At 71.8% G+C, this 20,990-nt stretch carries 21 protein-coding genes; 17 read left to right on the forward strand and 4 right to left on the reverse strand.

Annotation, left to right across the window (positions count from 1 at the left end):
- Nucleotides 1–157 precede the first annotated feature (157 nt).
- The 12 genes from ACWGKQ_RS44240 (at nucleotide 158) to ACWGKQ_RS44295 (ending at nucleotide 13,770) form a co-directional block, all read left to right on the forward strand.
- On the forward strand, nucleotides 158–1,828 hold the full coding sequence (locus ACWGKQ_RS44240; protein ID WP_453297730.1) for a CTP synthase: 1,671 nt from the start codon (nucleotides 158–160) through the stop codon (nucleotides 1,826–1,828).
- Nucleotides 1,829–1,915: 87 nt separating this feature from the next.
- Entirely contained in the window at nucleotides 1,916–2,542 is a 627-nt protein-coding gene (locus ACWGKQ_RS44245; protein ID WP_453297731.1) for an NUDIX domain-containing protein, read from the forward strand.
- Between the two features lie 174 nt (nucleotides 2,543–2,716).
- Nucleotides 2,717–4,792 (forward strand): tetratricopeptide repeat protein, encoded by a 2,076-nt coding sequence (locus ACWGKQ_RS44250; RefSeq protein WP_453297732.1) that lies wholly within the window; start codon nucleotides 2,717–2,719, stop codon nucleotides 4,790–4,792.
- A gap of 135 nt (nucleotides 4,793–4,927) precedes the next feature.
- Nucleotides 4,928–6,052, forward strand: a complete 1,125-nt coding sequence (gene ald, locus ACWGKQ_RS44255) for an alanine dehydrogenase (protein ID WP_453297733.1) — start codon at nucleotides 4,928–4,930, stop codon at nucleotides 6,050–6,052.
- 404 nt (nucleotides 6,053–6,456) lie between these two features.
- A complete protein-coding gene (locus tag ACWGKQ_RS44260; RefSeq protein ID WP_453297734.1) occupies nucleotides 6,457–7,587 on the forward strand; it encodes a ParA family protein in 1,131 nt (376 codons plus the stop codon).
- Complete coding sequence (locus ACWGKQ_RS44265) at nucleotides 7,572–8,186, forward strand: hypothetical protein (protein WP_453297735.1); 615 nt, start codon at nucleotides 7,572–7,574, stop codon at nucleotides 8,184–8,186. Before ACWGKQ_RS44260 ends, ACWGKQ_RS44265 begins: the two co-directional genes overlap by 16 nt.
- An 18-nt stretch (nucleotides 8,187–8,204) precedes the next feature.
- Nucleotides 8,205–9,296, forward strand: coding sequence for a segregation and condensation protein A (locus ACWGKQ_RS44270; RefSeq protein WP_453297736.1), 1,092 nt, complete (start codon nucleotides 8,205–8,207; stop codon nucleotides 9,294–9,296).
- A complete protein-coding gene (scpB, locus tag ACWGKQ_RS44275) occupies nucleotides 9,293–9,943 on the forward strand; it encodes an SMC-Scp complex subunit ScpB (protein WP_453297737.1) in 651 nt (216 codons plus the stop codon). The genes ACWGKQ_RS44270 and scpB overlap by 4 nt, the downstream gene beginning before the upstream one ends.
- 11 nt (nucleotides 9,944–9,954) lie before the next feature.
- A complete protein-coding gene (locus ACWGKQ_RS44280) occupies nucleotides 9,955–11,079 on the forward strand; it encodes a pseudouridine synthase (protein ID WP_453297738.1) in 1,125 nt (374 codons plus the stop codon).
- A 189-nt stretch (nucleotides 11,080–11,268) separates the two neighbouring features.
- Complete coding sequence (locus ACWGKQ_RS44285) at nucleotides 11,269–11,988, forward strand: NUDIX hydrolase (protein ID WP_453297739.1); 720 nt, start codon at nucleotides 11,269–11,271, stop codon at nucleotides 11,986–11,988.
- Nucleotides 11,985–13,007 (forward strand): ADP-ribosylglycohydrolase family protein, encoded by a 1,023-nt coding sequence (locus tag ACWGKQ_RS44290; protein ID WP_453297740.1) that lies wholly within the window; start codon nucleotides 11,985–11,987, stop codon nucleotides 13,005–13,007. The genes ACWGKQ_RS44285 and ACWGKQ_RS44290 overlap by 4 nt, the downstream gene beginning before the upstream one ends.
- Nucleotides 13,008–13,011: 4 nt before the next feature.
- Nucleotides 13,012–13,770 (forward strand): nucleotidyltransferase domain-containing protein, encoded by a 759-nt coding sequence (locus ACWGKQ_RS44295; RefSeq protein ID WP_453297741.1) that lies wholly within the window; start codon nucleotides 13,012–13,014, stop codon nucleotides 13,768–13,770.
- Here ACWGKQ_RS44295 and ACWGKQ_RS44300 read toward each other — a convergent pair.
- Genes ACWGKQ_RS44300 through ACWGKQ_RS44315 form a run of 4 tightly spaced genes read right to left on the reverse strand, consistent with a single transcriptional unit; the run spans nucleotide 13,696 to nucleotide 16,253 of the window.
- Complete coding sequence (locus tag ACWGKQ_RS44300; RefSeq protein WP_453297742.1) at nucleotides 13,696–14,439, reverse strand: nucleotidyltransferase domain-containing protein; 744 nt, start codon at nucleotides 14,437–14,439, stop codon at nucleotides 13,696–13,698. The two genes, ACWGKQ_RS44295 and ACWGKQ_RS44300, sit on opposite strands and share 75 nt — an antisense overlap.
- Nucleotides 14,440–14,461: 22 nt before the next feature.
- On the reverse strand, nucleotides 14,462–14,965 hold the full coding sequence (locus ACWGKQ_RS44305) for a Rieske (2Fe-2S) protein (protein ID WP_453297743.1): 504 nt from the start codon (nucleotides 14,963–14,965) through the stop codon (nucleotides 14,462–14,464).
- Nucleotides 14,962–15,546, reverse strand: a complete 585-nt coding sequence (locus ACWGKQ_RS44310) for a DUF6529 family protein (RefSeq protein ID WP_453297744.1) — start codon at nucleotides 15,544–15,546, stop codon at nucleotides 14,962–14,964. Before ACWGKQ_RS44310 ends, ACWGKQ_RS44305 begins: the two co-directional genes overlap by 4 nt.
- A 29-nt stretch (nucleotides 15,547–15,575) precedes the next feature.
- On the reverse strand, nucleotides 15,576–16,253 hold the full coding sequence (locus ACWGKQ_RS44315) for a hypothetical protein (protein WP_453297745.1): 678 nt from the start codon (nucleotides 16,251–16,253) through the stop codon (nucleotides 15,576–15,578).
- A 227-nt stretch (nucleotides 16,254–16,480) separates the two neighbouring features.
- Here ACWGKQ_RS44315 and aroH point away from each other — a divergent pair, with 227 nt between their 5' ends.
- From aroH to der, 5 genes are all read left to right on the forward strand, one after another.
- Nucleotides 16,481–16,843, forward strand: coding sequence for a chorismate mutase (aroH, locus tag ACWGKQ_RS44320; protein WP_453297746.1), 363 nt, complete (start codon nucleotides 16,481–16,483; stop codon nucleotides 16,841–16,843).
- On the forward strand, nucleotides 16,840–17,925 hold the full coding sequence (locus ACWGKQ_RS44325) for a prephenate dehydrogenase (protein ID WP_453297747.1): 1,086 nt from the start codon (nucleotides 16,840–16,842) through the stop codon (nucleotides 17,923–17,925). The genes aroH and ACWGKQ_RS44325 overlap by 4 nt, the downstream gene beginning before the upstream one ends.
- A 96-nt stretch (nucleotides 17,926–18,021) precedes the next feature.
- A complete protein-coding gene (gene cmk, locus ACWGKQ_RS44330; protein ID WP_453297748.1) occupies nucleotides 18,022–18,708 on the forward strand; it encodes a (d)CMP kinase in 687 nt (228 codons plus the stop codon).
- 53 nt (nucleotides 18,709–18,761) lie between these two features.
- Entirely contained in the window at nucleotides 18,762–19,349 is a 588-nt protein-coding gene (locus ACWGKQ_RS44335; RefSeq protein ID WP_453297753.1) for a lysophospholipid acyltransferase family protein, read from the forward strand.
- An 80-nt stretch (nucleotides 19,350–19,429) separates the two neighbouring features.
- Nucleotides 19,430–20,923 (forward strand): ribosome biogenesis GTPase Der, encoded by a 1,494-nt coding sequence (der, locus tag ACWGKQ_RS44340; protein WP_453297749.1) that lies wholly within the window; start codon nucleotides 19,430–19,432, stop codon nucleotides 20,921–20,923.
- Nucleotides 20,924–20,990: the final 67 nt, after the last annotated feature.

Below are 20,990 nucleotides of genomic sequence, written 5' to 3' on the forward strand. Positions count from 1 at the left end.
GGCCGGAAGCCATCTCTCCGCGGCGCTGATACCCTGGTAGCCCGTGGACCGGTGGGCAGGAAACCCCCGAACCGCAGCGACGGCACCACCCCCGGAAACTCCCGGACGGCAGCCGTACCGCACGACAGACCGCGACCACGGGAGCCCCCTCTTGGCCATGCCGCCGAAAGCTACGACGACCAAGCACATCTTCGTCACCGGGGGTGTCGCCTCCTCGCTCGGCAAGGGCCTGACGGCCTCCAGTCTGGGCATGCTGCTCAAGGCCCGGGGCCTGCGCGTCGTGATGCAGAAGCTCGACCCGTACCTGAACGTCGACCCGGGCACGATGAACCCCTTCCAGCACGGTGAGGTGTTCGTCACCAACGACGGCGCCGAGACCGACCTGGACATCGGCCACTACGAGCGTTTCCTCGACCGCGACCTGGACGGCTCCGCCAACGTCACCACAGGTCAGGTCTACTCGACGGTGATCGCCAAGGAGCGGCGTGGCGAGTACCTGGGCGACACGGTCCAGGTCATCCCGCACATCACCAACGAGATCAAGCACCGCATCCGCCGGATGGCCACCGACGAGGTCGACGTGGTCATCACGGAGGTCGGCGGCACGGTCGGCGACATCGAGTCGCTGCCGTTCCTGGAGACGGTCCGCCAGGTCCGCCACGAGGTCGGCCGGGACAACGTCTTCGTGGTGCACATCTCGCTGCTGCCCTACATCGGCCCGTCCGGCGAGCTCAAGACCAAGCCCACCCAGCACTCGGTGGCCGCCCTGCGGAACATCGGTATCCAGCCGGACGCGATCGTCCTGCGCTGCGACCGCGAGGTGCCGACCGCCATCAAGCGCAAGATCTCGCTGATGTGCGACGTCGACGAGGCCGCCGTGGTCGCCTGCCCGGACGCCCGGTCGATCTACGACATCCCGAAGACCGTGCACGGCGAGGGCCTGGACGCCTATGTCGTCCGCAAGCTGGACCTGCCGTTCCGTGATGTGGACTGGCGGACCTGGGACGACCTGCTCGACCGCGTCCACAACCCGGACCACGAGATCACCCTCGCGCTGGTCGGCAAGTACATCGACCTGCCCGACGCCTACCTCTCGGTCACCGAGGCGCTGCGCGCCGGCGGCTTCGCCAACAAGGCCCGGGTGAAGATCAAGTGGGTGACGTCGGACGACTGCAGGACCCCGGCCGGCGCCGCCGCGCAGCTCGCTGACGTCGACGGCATCTGCATCCCGGGCGGCTTCGGCGACCGCGGTGTGCTCGGCAAGGTCGGCGCCATCCGCTTCGCCCGCGAGAACCGGATCCCGCTGCTCGGCCTCTGCCTGGGCCTGCAGTGCATCGTGATCGAGGCCGCGCGCAACCTGGCCGACATCCCGGACGCCAACTCCACCGAGTTCGACTCCGCCACCGGCCACCCGGTCATCTCCACCATGGCCGAGCAGCTGGACATCGTGGCCGGCGAGGGCGACATGGGCGGCACCATGCGGCTCGGCATGTACCCGGCCAAGCTGGCCGAGGGTTCCATCGTGCGCGAGGTGTACGACGGCAAGGAGTACGTCGAGGAGCGGCACCGCCACCGCTACGAGGTCAACAACGCCTACCGCGCGGAGCTGGAGAAGAAGGCCGGCATCCAGTTCTCCGGCACCTCCCCGGACGGCAAGCTCGTCGAGTACGTCGAGTACCCGCGCGACGTCCACCCCTACCTGGTCGCCACCCAGGCCCACCCGGAGCTGCGCTCCCGCCCGACCCGTCCGCACCCGCTCTTCGCGGGCCTGGTGAAGGCCGCCGTCGCGCGTCAGCAGGCCGACGGCGAGCAGTCGAATTCGAAGTGACACACCAGCTTGTACGGTGGCCGGGGTGCATACCTTCAACGGGTGGGCACCCCGGTTCCATCTGTGCACTTCGAAGGGCGGCACGGCATGACGATCAAGGACACCCCCGAGGAGTGGGAGATCCGGGCGACCCAGACCCCCTTCGTGGGCAACAAGACCTCCGTCCGCACGGACGAGGTGGTCATGCCCGACGGATCGGTGGTCCGCCGTGACTACCAGGTGCACCCCGGCTCGGTCGCCGTCCTCGCCCTCGACGAGGAGGACCGCGTGCTGCTCATCCGCCAGTACCGGCACCCGGTCCGGCAGAAGCTCTGGGAGATCCCGGCCGGGCTGCTCGACGTCCCCGGCGAGAACCCGCTGCACGCCGCCCAGCGCGAGCTGTACGAGGAGGCGCACGTCAAGGCCGAGGACTGGCGGGTGCTGACCGACCTGTACACCACCCCCGGCGGCTGCGACGAGGCGGTGCGGATCTTCCTCGCCCGCGACCTGTCCGAGGCCGAGGGGGAGCGGTTCGAGACCGAGCACGAGGAGATCGACCTGGAGTACGCGCGCGTGCCGGTCGACGAGCTGGTGCGCCTGGTGCTCGCCGGTGACGTGCACAACAACTGCCTGGTGACGGGCGTCCTCTCGCTGGTCGCCGCCCGCACCGGCGACGGCCTGGAAGCGCTGCGCCCGGCCGACGCGCCCTGGCCGGCCCGCCCCTTCGCGTCCTGAGCCCACCCTCCGGATGCACCGGTGTGACCATCGCCTGATCCGATCGGGCGATGTGCCCGCCGTGCTCCGCCAGGAACGTCCGCGCACGTGAACTAGGCTCGACGCGATTGAGCCGAAACGCCCGAACCGGAGCCCCGGCGGGCCTGCGTGTGCGGTGGGACGGGAGTGTGGCCCGTGACGGATCAGGCGGTGGACACAGGCGGCGCACGGCGGTCGGCGCCCGCGGCCACGGACGACCGGTTCCTGGGCCGTACAAGGGAGTTGAAGGAACTGCGCGCCGACATCGAGCGTGCGGGCCTGGACACCATCGCCGGCCGCAAGGCCCCCCGCGCCCGGGTCCTGCTGATCGCGGGCAGACCCGGATCCGGACGCACCGCCCTCGCCGCCGAACTCGTCCGGCAGGTCGCTCCCGGCTACCCCGACGGGGTGCTGCGCGCCCGCCTCACCGAGCCCGACGGCACCCCGGTCCCCGTCGAGCGCACCGCCCGCGACCTGCTCACCGCCCTGCGGCTGCCCACCCCGGCCGGCGCCGCCGCGGACGACCTCACCCACGCCCTGCGCACCGCCCTCGCGGGACGCCGGATGCTGCTCCTGCTCGACGACGCGCCCGGCGCCGAAGAGGTCGACGTACTGCTCCCCGACACCCCGGACTGCCTGGCCGTCGCCGTCTCCGGCGGCCCGCTCACCGGGATCTCGGACGTCCGCCCGTGCACCCTGGGCGGCCTCGACACCAAGTCGGCAGTGGAACTGCTCACCCGGTACACCGGCGCGGTCCGCGTCACCGTCGACCCCCGGTCCGCCGAGTCGCTGGTCGAGGTGTGCCAGGGGCAGCCCGCCGCGCTCGCCCTGGCCGGCGGCTGGCTCGCCGCGCGCCCCCAGGCGGCCGTCTCCGACCTCGCCAAACGCCTGCACGCGGAGGCGGACGACGGCACGGCGCTGGCCCGCGTCTTCCGGTTCGTGCACGACCAGCTGCCGGACCGGTCCGCGCGGATACTGCGCCTGCTCAGCCTGGCCCCGGCCGGCCTGGCCGACCCGCACACCGCCTCCTCGCTGGCCGGCTGCTCGGTCGACACCGCCCGCACCACCCTGGACGAGCTGGTCCGCCTCGGCCTGCTGCACCCCGTGGACACCCCGCTGCCCCAGTACGAGGTCCCCGGCTGCCTGCACCCGCTGCTCAGGGCGCTGGCCGAGAGCCAGGAGCGGGCCGGGGAACTCCAGCTGGCCCGCGCCCGGATGCTGGAGCGCACGGTACGGCTGCTGCAGTCCTGCCGGGCGATCACCGAGACCGACAACCCGCAGGCCCGCGAGAAGCTCCAGGCGCTGCCCCGCGAGCTGCGTTTCCCCACCCCCCGGGCCGCCGCCGACTGGCTGCGCGTCCGGCGCCCGGCCCTGCTGGCCGCCGCCCGCGCGGCGGTCGCCGACGGCGAGCTCGACACGCTGGCCCGCCGCCTGATGGCGCAGCTGGTCAAGGCGATGGTGGCGCACCAGGGCACCCAGGCCGCGGCCCCCGACCTGTACGGCATCCACCGGCTCGTCCTCGATGTGGCCGAGCGCCGCCACCTGCCCCGGGAGCAGGCCGCCGCACTGCTGAACCTCGGCGACCTGGACGCGCAGACCGGGCGCACCGCGGATGCACTGGCGCGCTATCGGTCTGCGCTGGACGCCGGACGCAGAGCAAATGACCCGTACGCGACCGGTCGCGCAATGGAATCCGTAGGTGGTGCCTATCAGGAGCTCGGGGACTACGACCGGGCGGCCGACTGGTTCGGCCGGGCCCTCGCCGAGCGCCTGGCCCGTGACGAGCGCGCCGAGGCGGCCCGGCTCTACGGCCGCATCGCCGGCGCGCACACCTACGCGGGCCGCTACGGCGAGGCGCTGCGGGCCTGGCGGGCGGCCGTTTCCGGCCACCGCAAGAACGGCGATGTGCCCGCGCAGGCAAGGGCGTTGAGCGAGCTGGCCCGGGTCCAGGAGTACGCGGGACGGCCCGAGGAGTCGCTGCGCACCTGCCAGGAGGCGGTGGAGTGGGCGCGCCGTGCCGAGGACACCCGGCTCCAGGCGGCGCTCCAGTTGCGCCTCGCCGACACGCTGGAACGTCTCGGTGACTCCATCGCCGCGAGCCTGCACCGCTCGGCCGCCGAGCGCATGCTGAGTGAGGAGCCTCTGGACCCCGCGGACCCCTCGGACCTGGACTCCGACCCGGAACACGGCGCTAACGCCTACGAAATCCGTAGTGTGTCCGGCGAAGATTGATGCAATGAAAGGCTAGACAGTCGGAACGCCTTCATTAAACTGGCTCTGCCGCCGGTTCTTCCGCGGTGTCTCCTGGTATGCCGCCGCGTGCCGGGTATGTGCAGCTATGCCCCCACACCCTCTGAGCCAAGGACCGTGATCGACGTGAAGGTCGGCATCCCCCGCGAGGTCAAGAACAACGAGTTCCGGGTGGCCATCACCCCGGCCGGCGTGCACGAGCTGGTGCGGCACGGCCACCAGGTCGTCATCGAGCGCGGCGCCGGCGTCGGCTCGTCGATCCCGGACGACGAGTACGTCGCCGCCGGCGGCACGATCCTGGACACCGCCGACGAGGTGTGGGCCACCGCCGACCTGCTGCTCAAGGTCAAGGAGCCGATCGCGGAGGAATACCACCGCCTCCGCAAGGACCAGACCCTCTTCACCTACCTGCACCTGGCCGCCTCCAAGGAGTGCACGGACGCGCTCCTGGAGTCCGGCACCACGGCGATCGCCTACGAGACCGTCGAGCTGCCCAGCCGCGCGCTCCCGCTGCTCGCGCCCATGTCCGAGGTCGCGGGCCGGCTCGCCCCGCAGGTCGGCGCCTACCACCTGATGCGCGCCGCCGGCGGCCGCGGCGTCCTGCCCGGCGGTGTCCCGGGTGTGCTGCCCGCCAAGGCCGTCGTCATCGGCGGCGGTGTCTCCGGCTGGAACGCCGTGCAGATCGCCATCGGCATGGGCTTCGACGTGACCCTGCTCGACCGCGACATCAACAAGCTGCGCGAGGCCGACCGGATCTTCGGCACCAAGGTCAAGGCCGTCATGTCCAACGCCTTCGAGCTGGAGAAGGCCTGTCTGGAGGCCGACCTCGTGATCGGCGCGGTGCTCATCCCGGGCGCCAAGGCCCCGAAGCTCGTCACCAACGAGCTGGTCTCCCGGATGAAGCCGGGAAGTGTCCTTGTCGACATCGCGATCGACCAGGGCGGCTGCTTCGAGGACTCCCGTCCCACCACGCACGCCGAGCCGACCTTCAAGGTCCACCAGTCGGTCTTCTACTGCGTCGCCAACATGCCCGGCGCGGTGCCCAACACCTCCACCTACGCGCTCACCAACGCCACGCTCCCGTACATCGTGTCGCTCGCGGACAACGGCTGGGCGGAGGCGCTGCGCCGGGACGCCGCGCTGGCCAGGGGCCTCAACACGCATGACGGCAAGGTCGTTTACAAGGAGGTCGCCGAGGCGCACGGCCTGGAGCACGTGGACCTCGACACGCTCATCGGCTGACCTGGGCGGATCCGCAAGTCACCTTTTCGTAAAGGCGATACGTCAACAAGCCGCGTCAATCGCGCCCGTCCGGCCGGACCTTGCCCGACAAGGTCCGGCCGGATGTGTGTATGGTCACTTTGCGGCTCTCGGTCAACTCGCGTCGAACGTAACCCTTCGACCGATTCGCACACCGGTGAAACCTGCTGTGCGACGGCCGTACGCCCTTGACAGCGAGATGTTTCATTGCCGACACATCCTGCCGGGTCCGGCGGATTGTGTTGCTGCGAACGCCCGACACGCCATAGAGTCGCCGACTGTCGGCATGGTGCCACGCTGACCTGTCTAGAAGTTTCCTGGTCACCAAGGAGGTAAGACGACTTGTGAATGAGTCGACATTTTCTCCCGGGGGTGGTCAACCAGGAATGCCGGTACGGGACCAGGGTCCCGCGGGGTTCGAGGCTGTCGGCTCCGTCGCGGTGCGCACCTTCGCAGCCCACCAGAGTCGTCCGCAGATCCTGCGGACAGCACACCAGAGCATGGATGGCCATCACGTGAACGCCCTGGCCGGCGACGGAAGTGGCGCGCCCCACAGCCAATTCGCCGACTACGACGAACTGCCCGACGGGCACTTCTACGACCCCGATGCCGAGTACGAGCCCGATCCGGAGTACGCGGCCACGCTCGCGCCCGACGCGGCGCGCCAGCGCCGTGAGCGCGTCGGCCCGACCGGGCGGCCGCTGCCGTACTTCCCGATCCCGGGCCCGGTGACCAGTCACGGCCCCGCGACGATCATCGCGATGTGCAACCAGAAGGGCGGCGTCGGCAAGACGACGTCGACCATCAACCTGGGTGCCGCGCTCGCGGAGTACGGCCGGCGGGTACTGCTCGTGGACTTCGACCCGCAGGGCGCGCTGTCGGTCGGTCTCGGCGTCAACCCGATGGAGCTCGACCTCACCGTCTACAACCTGCTCATGGAGCGGGGCATGGCGGCCGACGAGGTCCTCCTGAAGACCGCGGTCCCCAACATGGACCTGCTGCCCTCCAACATCGACCTGTCGGCCGCCGAGGTCCAGCTGGTCTCCGAGGTGGCCCGGGAGTCGACGCTCCAGCGAGCCCTGAAGCCGCTGCTGCCCGACTACGACTACATCGTGATCGACTGTCAGCCCTCGCTCGGCCTGCTCACGGTCAACGCGCTGACGGCCGCTCACAAGGTGATCGTGCCGCTGGAGTGCGAGTTCTTCGCGCTGCGTGGTGTCGCGCTGCTGACCGAGACCATCGAGAAGGTCCAGGAGCGGCTCAACCCGGAGCTGGAGCTCGACGGCATCCTCGCCACGATGTACGACTCGCGCACGGTCCACAGCCGTGAGGTGCTGGCCCGTGTCGTCGAGGCGTTCGACGATCACGTCTACCACACGGTCATCGGCCGCACGGTCCGCTTCCCGGAGACCACGGTCGCCGGTGAGCCGATCACCACGTACGCCTCCAACTCCGTCGGTGCCGCCGCCTATCGCCAGCTCGCCAGGGAGGTGCTCGCCCGGTGTCACGCCGAGTGAGTCTGCCCGGGGCCGACGAACTGTTCCGTACGACCGGGGGGATGGCGCTGCAGCCGTCCGCCCCCAGGCGCCCGGCCAACGGTGAGGCCCGGGTGCCGGCTCCCGCGGGGGAGAGCGACGAGACGGCGGCCTCGGCCGCCGAGGACGTGCCCCAGTCGGTGCCCGTGCAGGGCGGCGACGGCGAGGGCGCGGAGCACGTGGCGGCGGAGGCCGGTCCGGCCGACGCCGGGGAGTCCCGCAACCACGCAGCGCAGTCCGTCACGGTCGCGCCGTCGGCGGAGCGGGCGGCGCGGCAGCAGGCGGCGCAGGAAGGTTCTGCCGGGGCCGCCGCGCAGGCCCAGCCCCGCAAGCAGCGGGGCGGCGGCCGGGCACCCGCCCGGCGGCCCAGCGGGCGTGAGCGGCACGACGAGAAGATCACTGTGTATGTCTCCGCCGAGGAACTGATGGACCTGGAGCACGCCCGCCTCGTGCTCCGGGGCGAGCACGGGCTGGCCGTGGACCGGGGCCGGATCGTCCGCGAGGCGGTCGCCGTGGTGCTGGCCGACCTGGAGTCCCGCGGGGACGCGAGCATCCTCGTACGACGGTTGCGCGGGCGGTAGGGGTAGCCTGCGGGGGCTATGACCTCGACCGATGTTCCCGTTCCCGGTGCCTCCGGCGGCCGTCGGCGTGCGCTGGGGAGGGGGCCGGGGGTTTCGCCTCCGGCGCCGGAAGCGGTGCCGTCGGTGGACGAGGGGTCGTCGTCTGCTGAGGTCGCGGGTCCGGCTGAGGCCGGTGGGGCGTTGTGCCCACCCGTTCCTCCCCCAGTGCCTGAAGGGCCGGGGGGGACCCCCAGCGGAACGCCTGCCCACAACGTCAGCCTGTCCGAGGAGGAGCCCGGCGCCGAGGAGCGCCAAGACGTTCCCGACGGTGTCTTCAAGGTTCGGCTCGCCAATTTCGAAGGGCCCTTCGATCTTCTCCTCCAGCTGATCTCCAAGCACAAGCTGGACGTCACCGAGGTCGCGCTCTCCAAGGTGACCGACGAGTTCATGGCGCACATCCGGGCCATGGGGCCGGACTGGGACCTCGACCAGACCACCGAGTTCCTCGTGGTCGCCGCCACCCTGCTGGACCTCAAGGCCGCCCGGCTGCTGCCCGCCGCCGAGGTCGAGGACGAGGCCGACCTGGCGCTGCTCGAGGCCCGGGACCTGCTGTTCGCGCGGCTGCTGCAGTACCGGGCTTACAAGCAGATCACCGACATCTTCAACCGGCGCCTGGACGACGAGGCCCGCCGCTGGCCCCGTACCGTCGGCCTCGAACCGCACCTCGCCGAGCTGCTGCCCGAGGTCGTGATCAGCATCGGTCCCGAGGGGTTCGCCAGGCTCGCCGTCAAGGCGATGCAGCCCAGGCCCAAGCCGCAGGTGTACGTCGACCACATCCACGCCCCGCTGGTCAGCGTGCAGGAGCAGGCCGGGATCGTGGTGGCGCGGCTGCGCGAGCTCGGGGAGGCCAGCTTCCGGGTGCTCGTCGAGGACACCGACAACACGCTCACCGTCGTGGCCCGTTTCCTGGCGCTGCTCGAGCTGTACCGGGAGAAGGTCGTCGCCCTCGACCAGGAGACCGCCCTCGGGGATCTGATCGTGCGGTGGACCGGCGGGGACGGGGGGACCCAGCCGACGGTGACCGACGAATTCGACCGGCCGCCCGAGCCGCCCAAGGAGGAGAAGGCGTGAGTGAGGAGACCGCTGAGCTGCCGGCGGGGCTGCGGCCCGTCGCCGACCTCGATCTCAAGCCGGCCCTGGAGGCCGTCCTCATGGTCGTGGACGAGCCCGCCACCGTCGAGCACCTGTCCAAGATCCTGGAGCGGCCGAAGCAGACGATCACCAAGGCGCTGCGGGCACTGGCGGAGGAGTACACCGCCCAGGGCCGCGGTTTCGAGCTGCGGTTCGTGGCCGGCGGCTGGCGCTTCTACACGCGCGGCGAGTACGCGCCCGCCGTCGAGCGGCTGGTCCTGGAGGGCCAGACCGCCCGGCTCACCCAGGCCGCCCTGGAGACCCTCGCGGTCGTCGCGTACCGGCAGCCGGTGAGCCGCAGCCGGGTCTCGGCCGTCCGCGGGGTCAACTGCGACGGTGTGATGCGCACCCTGCTCCAGCGCGGTCTGGTCGAGGAGGCGGGCACGGAACCCGAAACAGGTGCGATCCTGTACAGGACGACGAACTACTTCCTGGAGCGGATGGGCCTGCGCGGCCTGGACGAGCTCCCGGAGCTCGCGCCCTTCCTCCCGGAGGCGGAGGCGATCGAGGCCGAGACCCAGGAGGGCGTACCGTCGTTCGATCCGGACGCACCCGATGCGCCGGGTGCAGACGACGCAGACGACTAGACGGAACTTTGATGCGAAGCAGCAGCGGCAGGAACAGCAGCGGAAACAACGGCGGGAGCCGTGGTGGCAACAGCGGCGGCCGCGGCGGGAGCAGCGGTGGGCGCGGCAACTACCGCGGCGCCGGCAACTCCCGCGACGACAAGCAGGGCGCCGGCCGGCCCAAGAAGCCGCGCCCGGAGGAGCGGCGCTACGACGTAGGCCCGAACGCCACCCAGGACGGCCCGAAGTCGGGCCGCGGCGCCTCGGCACGCGGCGGTGCCAAGGGCGGCCCCCGGCAGGGCCAGGGCACCGGGCGGGGCCGGACGGCTCCGGCGAGTTCGCGTGAGTACGACGCCCGCGCCGAGGAGCGCAACCGCGAGCGGTACGCCGGCAAGCCGGACGTGAAGCTCCCCAAGACCTTCCCGGGCGCCGAGCAGGAGGGCGAGCGGCTCCAGAAGGTGCTCGCCCGCGCGGGCTACGGCTCCCGGCGCGCCTGCGAGGAGCTGATCGAGCAGGCCAGGGTCGAGGTCAACGGCGAGATCGTCCTGGAGCAGGGCAAGCGGATCGACCCGGAGAAGGACGAGGTCAGGGTCGACGGACTGACCGTCGCCACGCAGGCGTACCAGTTCTTCTCGCTGAACAAGCCGGCCGGCGTGGTCTCCACCATGGAGGACCCGGACGGGCGGCAGTGCCTCGGCGACTACGTCACCAACCGGGAGACCCGGCTCTTCCACGTGGGGCGGCTCGACACCGAGACCGAGGGCGTCATCCTGCTCACCAACCACGGCGAGCTGGCGCACCGGCTGACCCACCCCAAGTACGGCGTGAAGAAGACCTACCTCGCGCACATCGTGGGCCCGATCCCGCGTGACCTGGGCAAGAAGCTCAAGGACGGCATCCAGCTGGAGGACGGGTACGCGCGCGCGGACCACTTCCGGGTCGTCGAGCAGACCGGCAAGAACTACCTCGTCGAGGTCACCCTGCACGAGGGCCGCAAGCACATCGTGCGGCGGATGCTGGCGGAGGCCGGGTTCCCGGTCGACAAGCTGGTGCGGGTCGCCTTCGGCCCGATCACCCTGGGCGACCAGAAGTCGGGCTGGCTGCGCCGGCTGTCCAACACCGAGGTCGGGATGCTCATGAAGGAAGTCGACCTCTAGACCGACCCTCACCCTGTAGAGGGCGTGTACGGCTTTCTGGCGGCCGGTTCCGGGCATCCCGGGACCGGCCGCCGTCGTGTCCGGGAACGGGGCTCCAGCGGCTGCTGAGGGCTTGCGCGGTTCCGATGTGCTCTTTATAGTCGTGGAGACTATTACTTGCATCGATCACCGAGGGGGGTGGACGGGCGCATGCAGGGCTACGACAAGTACGCCTTCGAACCCTTCGCCGTCACCGTCGACCTCGCCGTCCTCACGCTCCGCGCCGGTGCCCTGCACGTGCTGCTCGTCGAGCGCGGGCAGGAGCCGTACGCCGGACAGTGGGCGCTGCCCGGCGGCTTCCTGCTGCCGCGGGAGTCGGCCGAGACGGCGGCCCGGCGGGAACTCGCCGAGGAGACCGGTCTGTCGGACGTGTCCGGACTGCACCTGGAACAACTGCGCACCTACAGCGGGCCCGACCGCGACCCGAGGATGCGGGTCGTCTCCGTCGCCTTCACCGCGCTGCTGCCCGACGCCCCCGAGCCGCACGGCGGCGGTGACGCGGCACAGGCGCGCTGGCTGCCGTACGACCCGGCCCGGCCGCTCGCCTTCGACCACGACCGGATCCTGGCCGACGCCCATGACCGGGTCGGCGCGAAGCTGGAGTACAGCTGTCTCGCCACCGCCTTCTGCCCGCCCGAGTTCACGCTCGGCGAGCTGCAGAACGTCTACGAGACCGTGTGGGGCGTCGCGCTGGACCGCCCGAATTTCCGCCGCAAGGTGCTCGCCACCCCCGGCTTCGTCGAACCCGCCCCCGGCGCCGCCCGGTTGACCGGCGGCCGCGGCAAACCGGCCGCCCTCTACCGCGCGGGCACCGCCACCGTGCTCCACCCGCCCCTGCTCCGCCCGTCCCGGGAAGGACGCCCCGCATGACCAGCAACATCGGCGACAAGCGCGCCGCCACCGGCTCCCTGATCGGTCTCGCCCTCGGGGACGCGCTCGGCTTCCCGACCGAGTTCAACGACGTCCCCTCGATCCTCGCCAAGTCCGGGCCGTGGCGGGAGATGGAGCTGCCGCGGCGGGCCATCGTCTCGGACGACACCCAGATGACCCTCGCCGTGGGACACGCGATGCGCACCGCCATGGACCGGGGAGTGCTCGCGCCCAAGCGGCTGGAGCGGCCGCTGCGCGAGGAGTTCGTGAACTGGTACCAGTCGCCCGAGAACAACCGGGCGCCCGGACGGACCTGCCTGCGGGCCTGCAACCTCCTGAAGGAGGAGGGGCGGGCCTGGCAGGACGCCAGCCAGATCGACTCCAAGGGCTGCGGCGCCAACATGCGGGTCGCGCCGGTCGGACTCGCCCCCGGGCTGAGTGACGAACAGCGCGCCGGGGCCGCCCAGTTGCAGTCCGCGCTCACCCACGGCCACCCCACCGCGCTGGCCGCCTCCGACCTCACCGCACGTGCCGTACGGCTGCTCGCGCAGGGGACCGGACCGGACCGGCTCGTCGGCCTGCTGCGGTCGTACGCCCGTGAGAACCGCACCCGCTACCACCACACCTGGCTCGGCGACCTGTGGACGCGCGCCCACGACGCGACCCCCGAGGCCTTCATCGCGCGCGGCTGGGACGAGTGCCTGGCGATCCTCGACGGGCTCGAGGAGGCCGTGCGCACCGCCTCGCCGGAGAGCGACCCGTGCCTGGCCACCGGCGCCGGCTGGATCGCCGAGGAAGCCCTGGCGACCGGCCTGCTCTGCTTCCTGCTCTTCCCCGGCGAACCACTGCTCGCCCTGCGCCGGGCCGCCTGCTCCTCCGGCGACTCGGACTCGATCGCCTGCCTGACCGGCGCCTTCGCCGGAGCCTGGCTGGGCGAGGAGGCCTGGCCGACCGAGTGGGCCGACCGGATCGAGTACCGGGGCGACCTGATGACCCTGGGCGCGCTCTGGGACGCTTGAGCACATGATCGACGACCTGGATCCGCACCTCGACCTGGCACCCGTCGTCGCCGAACAGCCCGACCCCCTGCTGTTCGCGACCGTCTCCGGGGCGCATCTGTACGGCTTCCCGTCCCGGGACTCCGACCTGGACCTGCGGGGCGTCCATCTGCTGCCCGCCGCCGACCTGGTCGGGCTGCGTGAGCCGGAGGAGACCCGCTCGAAGACCTGGGTGCGCTACGGCGTCGAGATGGACCTCGTCACCCACGACCTGCGCAAGTTCGCCCGGCTGATGCTGCGCCGCAACGGCTATGTGCTGGAGCAGCTCCTGTCGCCGATCGTCGCGCACACCGGCGACACGCACCGCGAGCTGGTCGCCCTGGCCCCGGGCGTGCTCACCAGCCACCACGCCCACCACTACCGGGGGTTCGCGGTCACCCAGTGGCGGCTGTTCGAGAAGACCGGCGAACTCAAACCGCTGCTCTACACCTACCGGGTGCTGCTCACCGGCATCCACCTGATGCGCAGCGGCGAGGTGCAGGCCCATCTGCCCACGCTCCTCGGCGAGGTGGCCGAGGCCCCCGCCCACCTGCCCGAGCTGATCGCGGCCAAGGCCGAGCAGGAGCACGGCAAGGCCGCTGTCGAGCACGCGCGCGTGGAGGCCGACGTGGAGCGGCTGCACGTCCTGCTCGACGAGGCGCAGAACGGCTCAGCGCTGCCCGACGCGGCCGGCGCGCACGACGCCCTGCACGACCTGGTGGTCCGGGTGCGTCTGGAGGGCTGAGGTCCGGCGGGTCCGGAACAGGAAGTCGGCCACGCGCGCGTGGTCCGGCTCCGCCGGGAGCGGGGTGCCGTGCAGCGCCCGCTCGGTCTCCGCGCCGAGCCGGGCCATCCGGGACTCGATCTCCGGCCAGGAGACCTCGCCCCGCTTCACCGCCAGGAACTCCGCGCGCCGGTCGCCGACGTCGATCGTCAGCTCGCCGGTGCGCAGCAGGTCGCGGGCGCTGGTCAGCAGCCGCAGCAGGTGCATCGCGTGCTTCCAGCGCGGGGCGCCCTGCGAACGGACGGCGGCGTCGAGCTTTCGGCGCTGGGCGAGGGCGTACCGGGTGAAGGAGTCGTAGGCGCGCCGGGAGAGGAAGGCGCCGCGCAGCGCGAGCAGTTCGCGGCCCGTGTCGTCGAGGTGCTCGACCAGGGGCGAGTGCAGGCACTCCAGGATGTTCGGGTTGGCGCGCAGCGCCAGCTCGCAGAACCGCTCCAGCTCCCAGGAGAACCGCTCCTCGCCCGGCCCCTCGACATGCGTCGGGGGCTTCTCGAAGCCCCAGAACAGGGGAGTGGGGGCGAGGAACACGCCCCGGCGGTCGGTGTCGCTGTCCTCGGTGGCCAGGCCGAAGGCGCGCGACCCCATGACACAGGCGTAGATCGTGTGGTCGCGTACCAGGTCCTCGGGCTGCATGCCCGGGAGCGTACGGGGCCGGTCACCCCAGGGTGATCGAATTTCCGGTCACCGTGATCGACTCGGCCGGCAGCGGCCTGGTCGCCGGGCCGTGCGCGACCGAGCCGTCGGCGATGTGGAACTTGCTGCCGTGGCAGGGGCAGTCGATGGTGCCGTCCGCCACCTGGGCCACCGTGCAGCCCATGTGCGTGCAGATCGCCGAGAAGGCCTTGAACTCGCCCTTCGCCGGCTGGGTCACCACGATCTTCTGGTCCTTGAAGATCGTGCCGCCGCCCTCCGGGATCTGACTCGTCTGCGCCAGCGCCTTCCCGGCGGTCGCGCTCGCCGACCCGGAGGCGGACGATCCCGCGGTGGGCGACGCCGGGGAGGCGGGCGTCCCGGACGGGGCGGGCGTCTCGGACGGGGCGGGCGTCTCGGACGAGCTGGAGGAGCCGGTGCCGTTGTTGCTGCCGCAGCCCACGCAGGTCGCGGCGAGCGCCGCGGTCCCCGTCGTGAGCACGCTGCGCCGAGTGGAGCCGTCGGTCATGTCGTCACCCCGAACGTGCGGAAGAACCAGAAGGCGGACGTCAGCCAGACGAGCGTGAGCACGGCGAACACCAGCCCACCGACGAGCGGCAGCAGCCAGCCAGGGAGTCGCTCCGAGCGGAGCAGCAGCATCTTGGCACTGAAAACACCGAAGAAGAAGCAACCCAGGATGGAGTGCCACAAAACGCGCGTTTCGTACGTCTGATAGCCCAACGCGTACAGGCAGTGCACCGCCACCGGGACGGCGGCCAGGAACGCGATCCGCCCCGACCAGCGGTGCAGGGCCGAGGCCCAGCGCGGTCCCGGCAGCCTGCCGTACATCATCAGGGCCGAGACCAGCTGGACGAGCGCGAAGAAGAACGCGGTCGAGGCGAGCCAGGACTTCACCGCGAGCGTGCTGCCGAAACCGGCGAGGGCGAAGGGGGTCCCGGTCGGGTGGTGGACCCTGCCGTACACACCGAGGGCGACCGCGATCGCGGCGGCCACCAGGGCGGGGACCAGGAAGCGGGCGGGGTGCGGGCGGCGGTGGTCCGGCTCGGGCGACGGCCAGCTCTGGGTCGCGGCGTTCGGATCGACGGACATGGTCGGCTCCCTCGGGTCGCGGCCGGGTGTCAGGGGACGGCCGGGCTCGCCGTCAGCTGCTGTCCGTCGACCGTCACGGCACCGGTCTCCGGGTCGATGCGGGGTGCGGACGAGGGCACGCCGTCACGGTCGACGATGCCGACCTGGCGGCCGTCGGCCAGCACGATCCAGCCGCCGTCGACCTTCGCGCCGCGCACGGTCGCCGTGGCCCGGTACAGGCCCGACCCCTTGACGGCCTTCCGGGCGGTGAAGGCGTAGTGGCCGCCGTCCAGGTCGACGGCCCCGCGGAGGCGCCGGCCGTCCTCCAGCGTGCCGTTCAGCACGGCGCCGTGGCCGCCGGTCAGCTTCATGGAGCCGTCGGGCCGTACCGGGCCCCTGAGCCAGGACTCCTTGCTGTGCCCGTCGCAGAAGTACGCGATGGCTCTGCCGTCGCGGACCGAGACGGCGACGGAGGACGAGTCGTCGTCGGTGCGGCCGGCGTAGGAGGCGTCGGAGACCTTCGACGGCGACGGCGACGGCGACGGCGAGGGTGATGGCGACGGGGACTGGGACTGGGACGCCGTGGTCTTCGTCGGCGCCGGGCTCGGTGACTTCTCCTGGTACGACGACGAAGCGGTCCTCGTCCCCGTCGTCGCGTCGAGCGTCAGCATGAACAGGCCGAGCAGCAGACCCGCGAGCAGGGTCAGCAACGGACCGGGACGTTTCATGGCGGCCTCCCCCGAGGCGGGTCTGCCTGCCATCAGAGCGGACCGGCGGGCCCGGCGTAAAGAGGCGCACAGGGGTGTTTCGCCCCAAGTGGCGAAATGGGGTACCACACGTGACATTGGGGCCATGGTGAGGCCCGTCTCAGCGGGCGGGCACGGCGCACGGGCCCGGCGCCGTTCTGACTAGGCTGGACGGACCAAGAGGTCGACGTCAGAACAGGAGCGGTGCCGTGGCGGTACGAGCGGTCCGGGGGGCCGTCCAGCTGGAGCGGGACGAGGCCGGGCACATGGACGAGCAGGTCGGAGCGCTGCTCACCACCGTCCTGGAGCGGAACGGCCTGACCGCCGACGACCTGATCAGCATCTGGTTCACGGCCACCCCCGACCTGCACAGCGACTTCCCGGCGGCCGCCGCGCGCAAGCTCGGCATCGTCGACGTGCCGCTGATCTGCGCCCAGGAACTGGACATCGCGGGCGCCATGCCCCGCGTCGTGCGGATACTGGCGCACATCGAGTCCGACCGGCCCCGGGCCGAGATCAACCACGTCTACCTCGGCGCCGCGGCCGCCCTGCGCAAGGACATCGCCCAGTGAGGACCGCGCTCGTCATCGGTACCGGTCTCATCGGTACGTCCGCCGCGCTCGCCCTCGCCCAGCGAGGCGTCGTCGTCCACCTCGCCGACCACGACCCCGAGCAGGCCCGTACCGCCGCCGCGCTCGGCGCCGGCACCGACGAGGCGCCCGACGGACCGGTCGACCTGGTGCTGGTCGCCGCCCCGCCCGCCCATGTGGCCGCCGTCCTCGCGGACGCGATGAGCAGGGGACTGGCCCGCGGCTACGCCGACGCGGCCAGCGTCAAGGGCGGCCCGCGCCGGGAACTGGAGGCCAGGGGCCTGGACCTCTCGACGTACATCGGGACACACCCCATGGCGGGCCGGGAGAAGTCCGGGCCGCTCGCGGCCACCGCCGACCTCTTCGAGGGCCGGCCCTGGGTGCTCACCCCGACCCGGGACACCGACACCGAGGTGCTGAACCTCGCCCTGGAGCTGGTCTCGCACTGCCGGGCCCTGCCGGTGGTCATGGACGCCGACGCCCACGACCGCGCGGTGGCCCTGGTCTCCCACATGCCCCACCTGGTCTCCAGCATGGTCGCGGCCCGCCTGGAGCACGCCGACGAGTCGGCCGTACGGCTGTGCGGACAGGGCATCCGGGACGTGACCCGGATCGCCGCCTCCGACCCCGGGATGTGGATCGACATCCTCTCCGCGAACCCGGGCCCGGTCGCCGACCTGCTCGCGGACGTCTCAGGCGACCTCGACGAGACGGTCCGTGCCCTGCGCGCCCTGCAGTCCTCGGACGAGGCCAAGCGGCGCGAGGGCGGCGCGGGCATCGAGGACGTGCTGCGCCGCGGCAACGCCGGCCAGGTGCGGGTACCCGGCAAGCACGGCTCGGCGCCGCGGACCTACGAGGTCGTCGCGGTGCTCATCGACGACCAGCCCGGCCAGCTGGCCCGGATCTTCGCGGACGCCGGGGCGGCCGGGGTCAACATCGAGGACGTGCGGATCGAGCACGCGACCGGTCAGCAGGCCGGTCACGTCCAGCTGTGGGTGGAGCCGAAGGCGGTGCCCGTGCTCACGTCGGCGCTGCGGGACCGGGGCTGGGCGCTGCGGCAGTAGCGCTGAAACCGGAGGTCCCGGGGGCCGGTAACCTTGTGCGGGGCGCACTGCCGCCCCCACACCACCCACCACCCTGCACCCGGAAGGTGTCCCCCCGTGGAAAACGGCGCCGCAAAGCCCGTGATTGTCGCGATCGACGGCCCCTCGGGCACCGGCAAGTCGAGCACGTCCAAGGCCGTGGCCGAGCAGCTCGGCCTGAGCTACCTGGACACCGGCGCCCAGTACCGGGCCATCACCTGGTGGATGGTGAACAGCGGCATCGACCTCACCGACCCGACCGCGATCGCCGCGGTGGCCGGCAAGCCGGAGATCGTCTCGGGCACCGACCCGGTCAAGCCGACGATCACCGTCGACGGCGTGGACGTCTCCGGCCCGATCCGCACCGAGGAGGTCACCTCCAAGGTCAGCGCCGTCAGCGCGGTACCGGAGGTGCGGACCAGGATCAGCGAGCTCCAGCGGTCGCTGGCCCGCGCCGCCGCGGACGGCATCGTCGTCGAGGGCCGGGACATCGGCACCACCGTGCTGCCCGACGCCGACCTGAAGGTCTTCCTCACCGCCTCCCCGGAGGCCCGCGCGGCCCGCCGCAGCGGCGAGCTGAAGGGCGCCGACGTCAACGCCACCCGCGAGGCCCTGGTCAAGCGGGACGCGGCCGACTCCACCCGCAAGACCTCGCCGCTCGCCAAGGCCGGCGACGCGGTCGAGGTGGACACCACCGAGCTGACGCTGGCCCAGGTCATCGAGTGCGTCGTCACCCTCGTCGAGGAGAAGCGGGCCGCGAAGTGAGCGTTCCGTCGCAGCGGGGCGCCGAGACCGGGCGGCGCATCGGGGTCGGCCTGATGTACGGGCTGTGGAAGCCGCGCGTGCTCGGCTCCTGGAAGCTGCCCGCGCACGGCCCGGCGATCCTCGCCGTGAACCACTCCCACAACATCGACGGTCCGATGGTCATGGGCGTCTCGCCCCGGCCGACGCACTTCCTCATCAAGAAGGAGGCGTTCATCGGGCCGCTCGACCCGTTCCTGACCCGGATCGGGCAGCTGAAGGTGGACCGCCAGTCCGCCGACCGCACGGCGATCACCCGGGCGCTCGGTGTCCTGGAGGCCGGGGGAGTGCTCGGCATCTTCCCCGAGGGCAGCCGCGGCGACGGCGACTTCGCCGCCCTGCGCGCCGGGCTCGCCTACTTCGCGGTGCGCTCCGGGGCGCCCATCGTCCCGGTGGCCGTGCTGGGAAGCTCCGAGCGGCAGGGACGGTTGATAAAGGGGCTGCCGCCGCTGCGCTCCCGCGTCGACGTCGTCTTCGGCGACCCCTTCGAGGCGGGCGACGGCACCGGCCGGCGCACCCGCAAGGCCCTGGACGAGGCCACCGAGCGCATCCAGAAGCAGCTCGCAGGCCACCTGGAAAACGCCAGGCGTCTGACCGGACGCTAGGCGAGACTTAGTAGTGGATCAGCCCTTTCTGTGTCGGCTGATCCACCGATCACCACGATGAACGACGAGGTACGGACTTCATGAACGACCACATCCAGCCCGGCGACTCGGCTGAGCACGAGTACGACCACGGGGCGCTCGGCGACGCCGAGTACGCGGAGTTCATGGAGCTCGCCGCGGAAGAGGGCTTCGACATCGAGGATGTCGAGGGTGCCATCGAGGAGGCCGGCCACGGCCCGCTGCCCGTCCTCGCCGTCGTGGGCCGTCCGAACGTCGGCAAGTCGACTCTGGTCAACCGCATCATCGGCCGCCGCGAGGCCGTCGTCGAGGACAAGCCCGGGGTCACCCGGGACCGGGTGACCTACGAGGCCGAGTGGGCGGGCCGCCGCTTCAAGGTCGTCGACACCGGCGGCTGGGAGCAGGACGTCCTCGGTATCGACGCCTCCGTGGCGGCTCAGGCCGAGTACGCGATCGAGGCCGCCGACGCGGTCGTCTTCGTCGTCGACGCCAAGGTCGGCGCGACCGACACCGACGAGGCGGTCGTACGTCTGCTGCGCAAGGCCGGCAAGCCGGTCGTGCTGGCCGCCAACAAGGTCGACGGACCCAGCGGCGAGGCCGACGCGTCCTACCTCTGGTCCCTCGGCCTCGGCGAGCCGCACCCGGTCTCCGCCCTGCACGGCCGCGGCACCGGCGACATGCTCGACGCCGTCCTGGAGGCGCTGCCCGACGCGCCCGCGCAGACCTTCGGTGGCGCCGGGATCGGCGGCCCCCGCCGGATCGCACTCATCGGCCGCCCGAACGTCGGCAAGTCCTCCCTTCTCAACAAGGTGGCGGGCGAGGAGCGCGTCGTCGTCAACGAGATCGCCGGCACCACCCGCGACCCGGTCGACGAGCTGATCGAACTCGGCGGCATCACCTGGAAGTTCGTCGACACGGCCGGCATCCGCAAGCGCGTCCACCTCCAGCAGGGCGCCGACTACTACGCCTCGCTGCGCACCGCGGCGGCGGTGGAGAAGGCCGAGCTCGCGGTCATCCTGATCGACGCCTCCGAGAACATCTCGGTGCAGGACCAGCGGATCGTCACCATGGCCGTCGAGGCGGGCCGCGCGGTCGTCCTCGCCTTCAACAAGTGGGACACCCTCGACGAGGAGCGCCGCTACTACCTCGAACGCGAGATCGAGACCGAGCTCGGCCAGGTCGCCTGGGCGCCCCGCGTCAACGTCTCCGCGCGCACCGGCCGGCACATGGAGAAGCTGGTCCCCGCCATCGAGACCGCCCTCGCCGGCTGGGAGACCCGCGTCCCCACCGGCCGCCTCAACGCCTTCCTCGGCGAGCTGGTCTCGGCCCACCCGCACCCGGTCCGGGGCGGCAAGCAGCCGCGCATCCTGTTCGGCACCCAGGCCGGCACCAAGCCGCCGCGGTTCGTCCTGTTCGCCTCCGGCTTCATCGAGGCGGGCTACCGCCGCTTCATCGAGCGCCGGCTGCGCGAGGAGTTCGGCTTCGAGGGCACGCCGATCCATATCTCCGTGCGGGTGCGCGAGAAGCGCGGCGCCCAGTACAAGAAGAAGAAGTAGCCGGACTCGCCGGAGGCGCCGGGGTCAGTAGCCCCGGCGCGGAGCGGGCGGCAGGGCCGCCGGGACG

This window comes from Streptomyces sp. NPDC054770 (assembly GCF_053611985.1).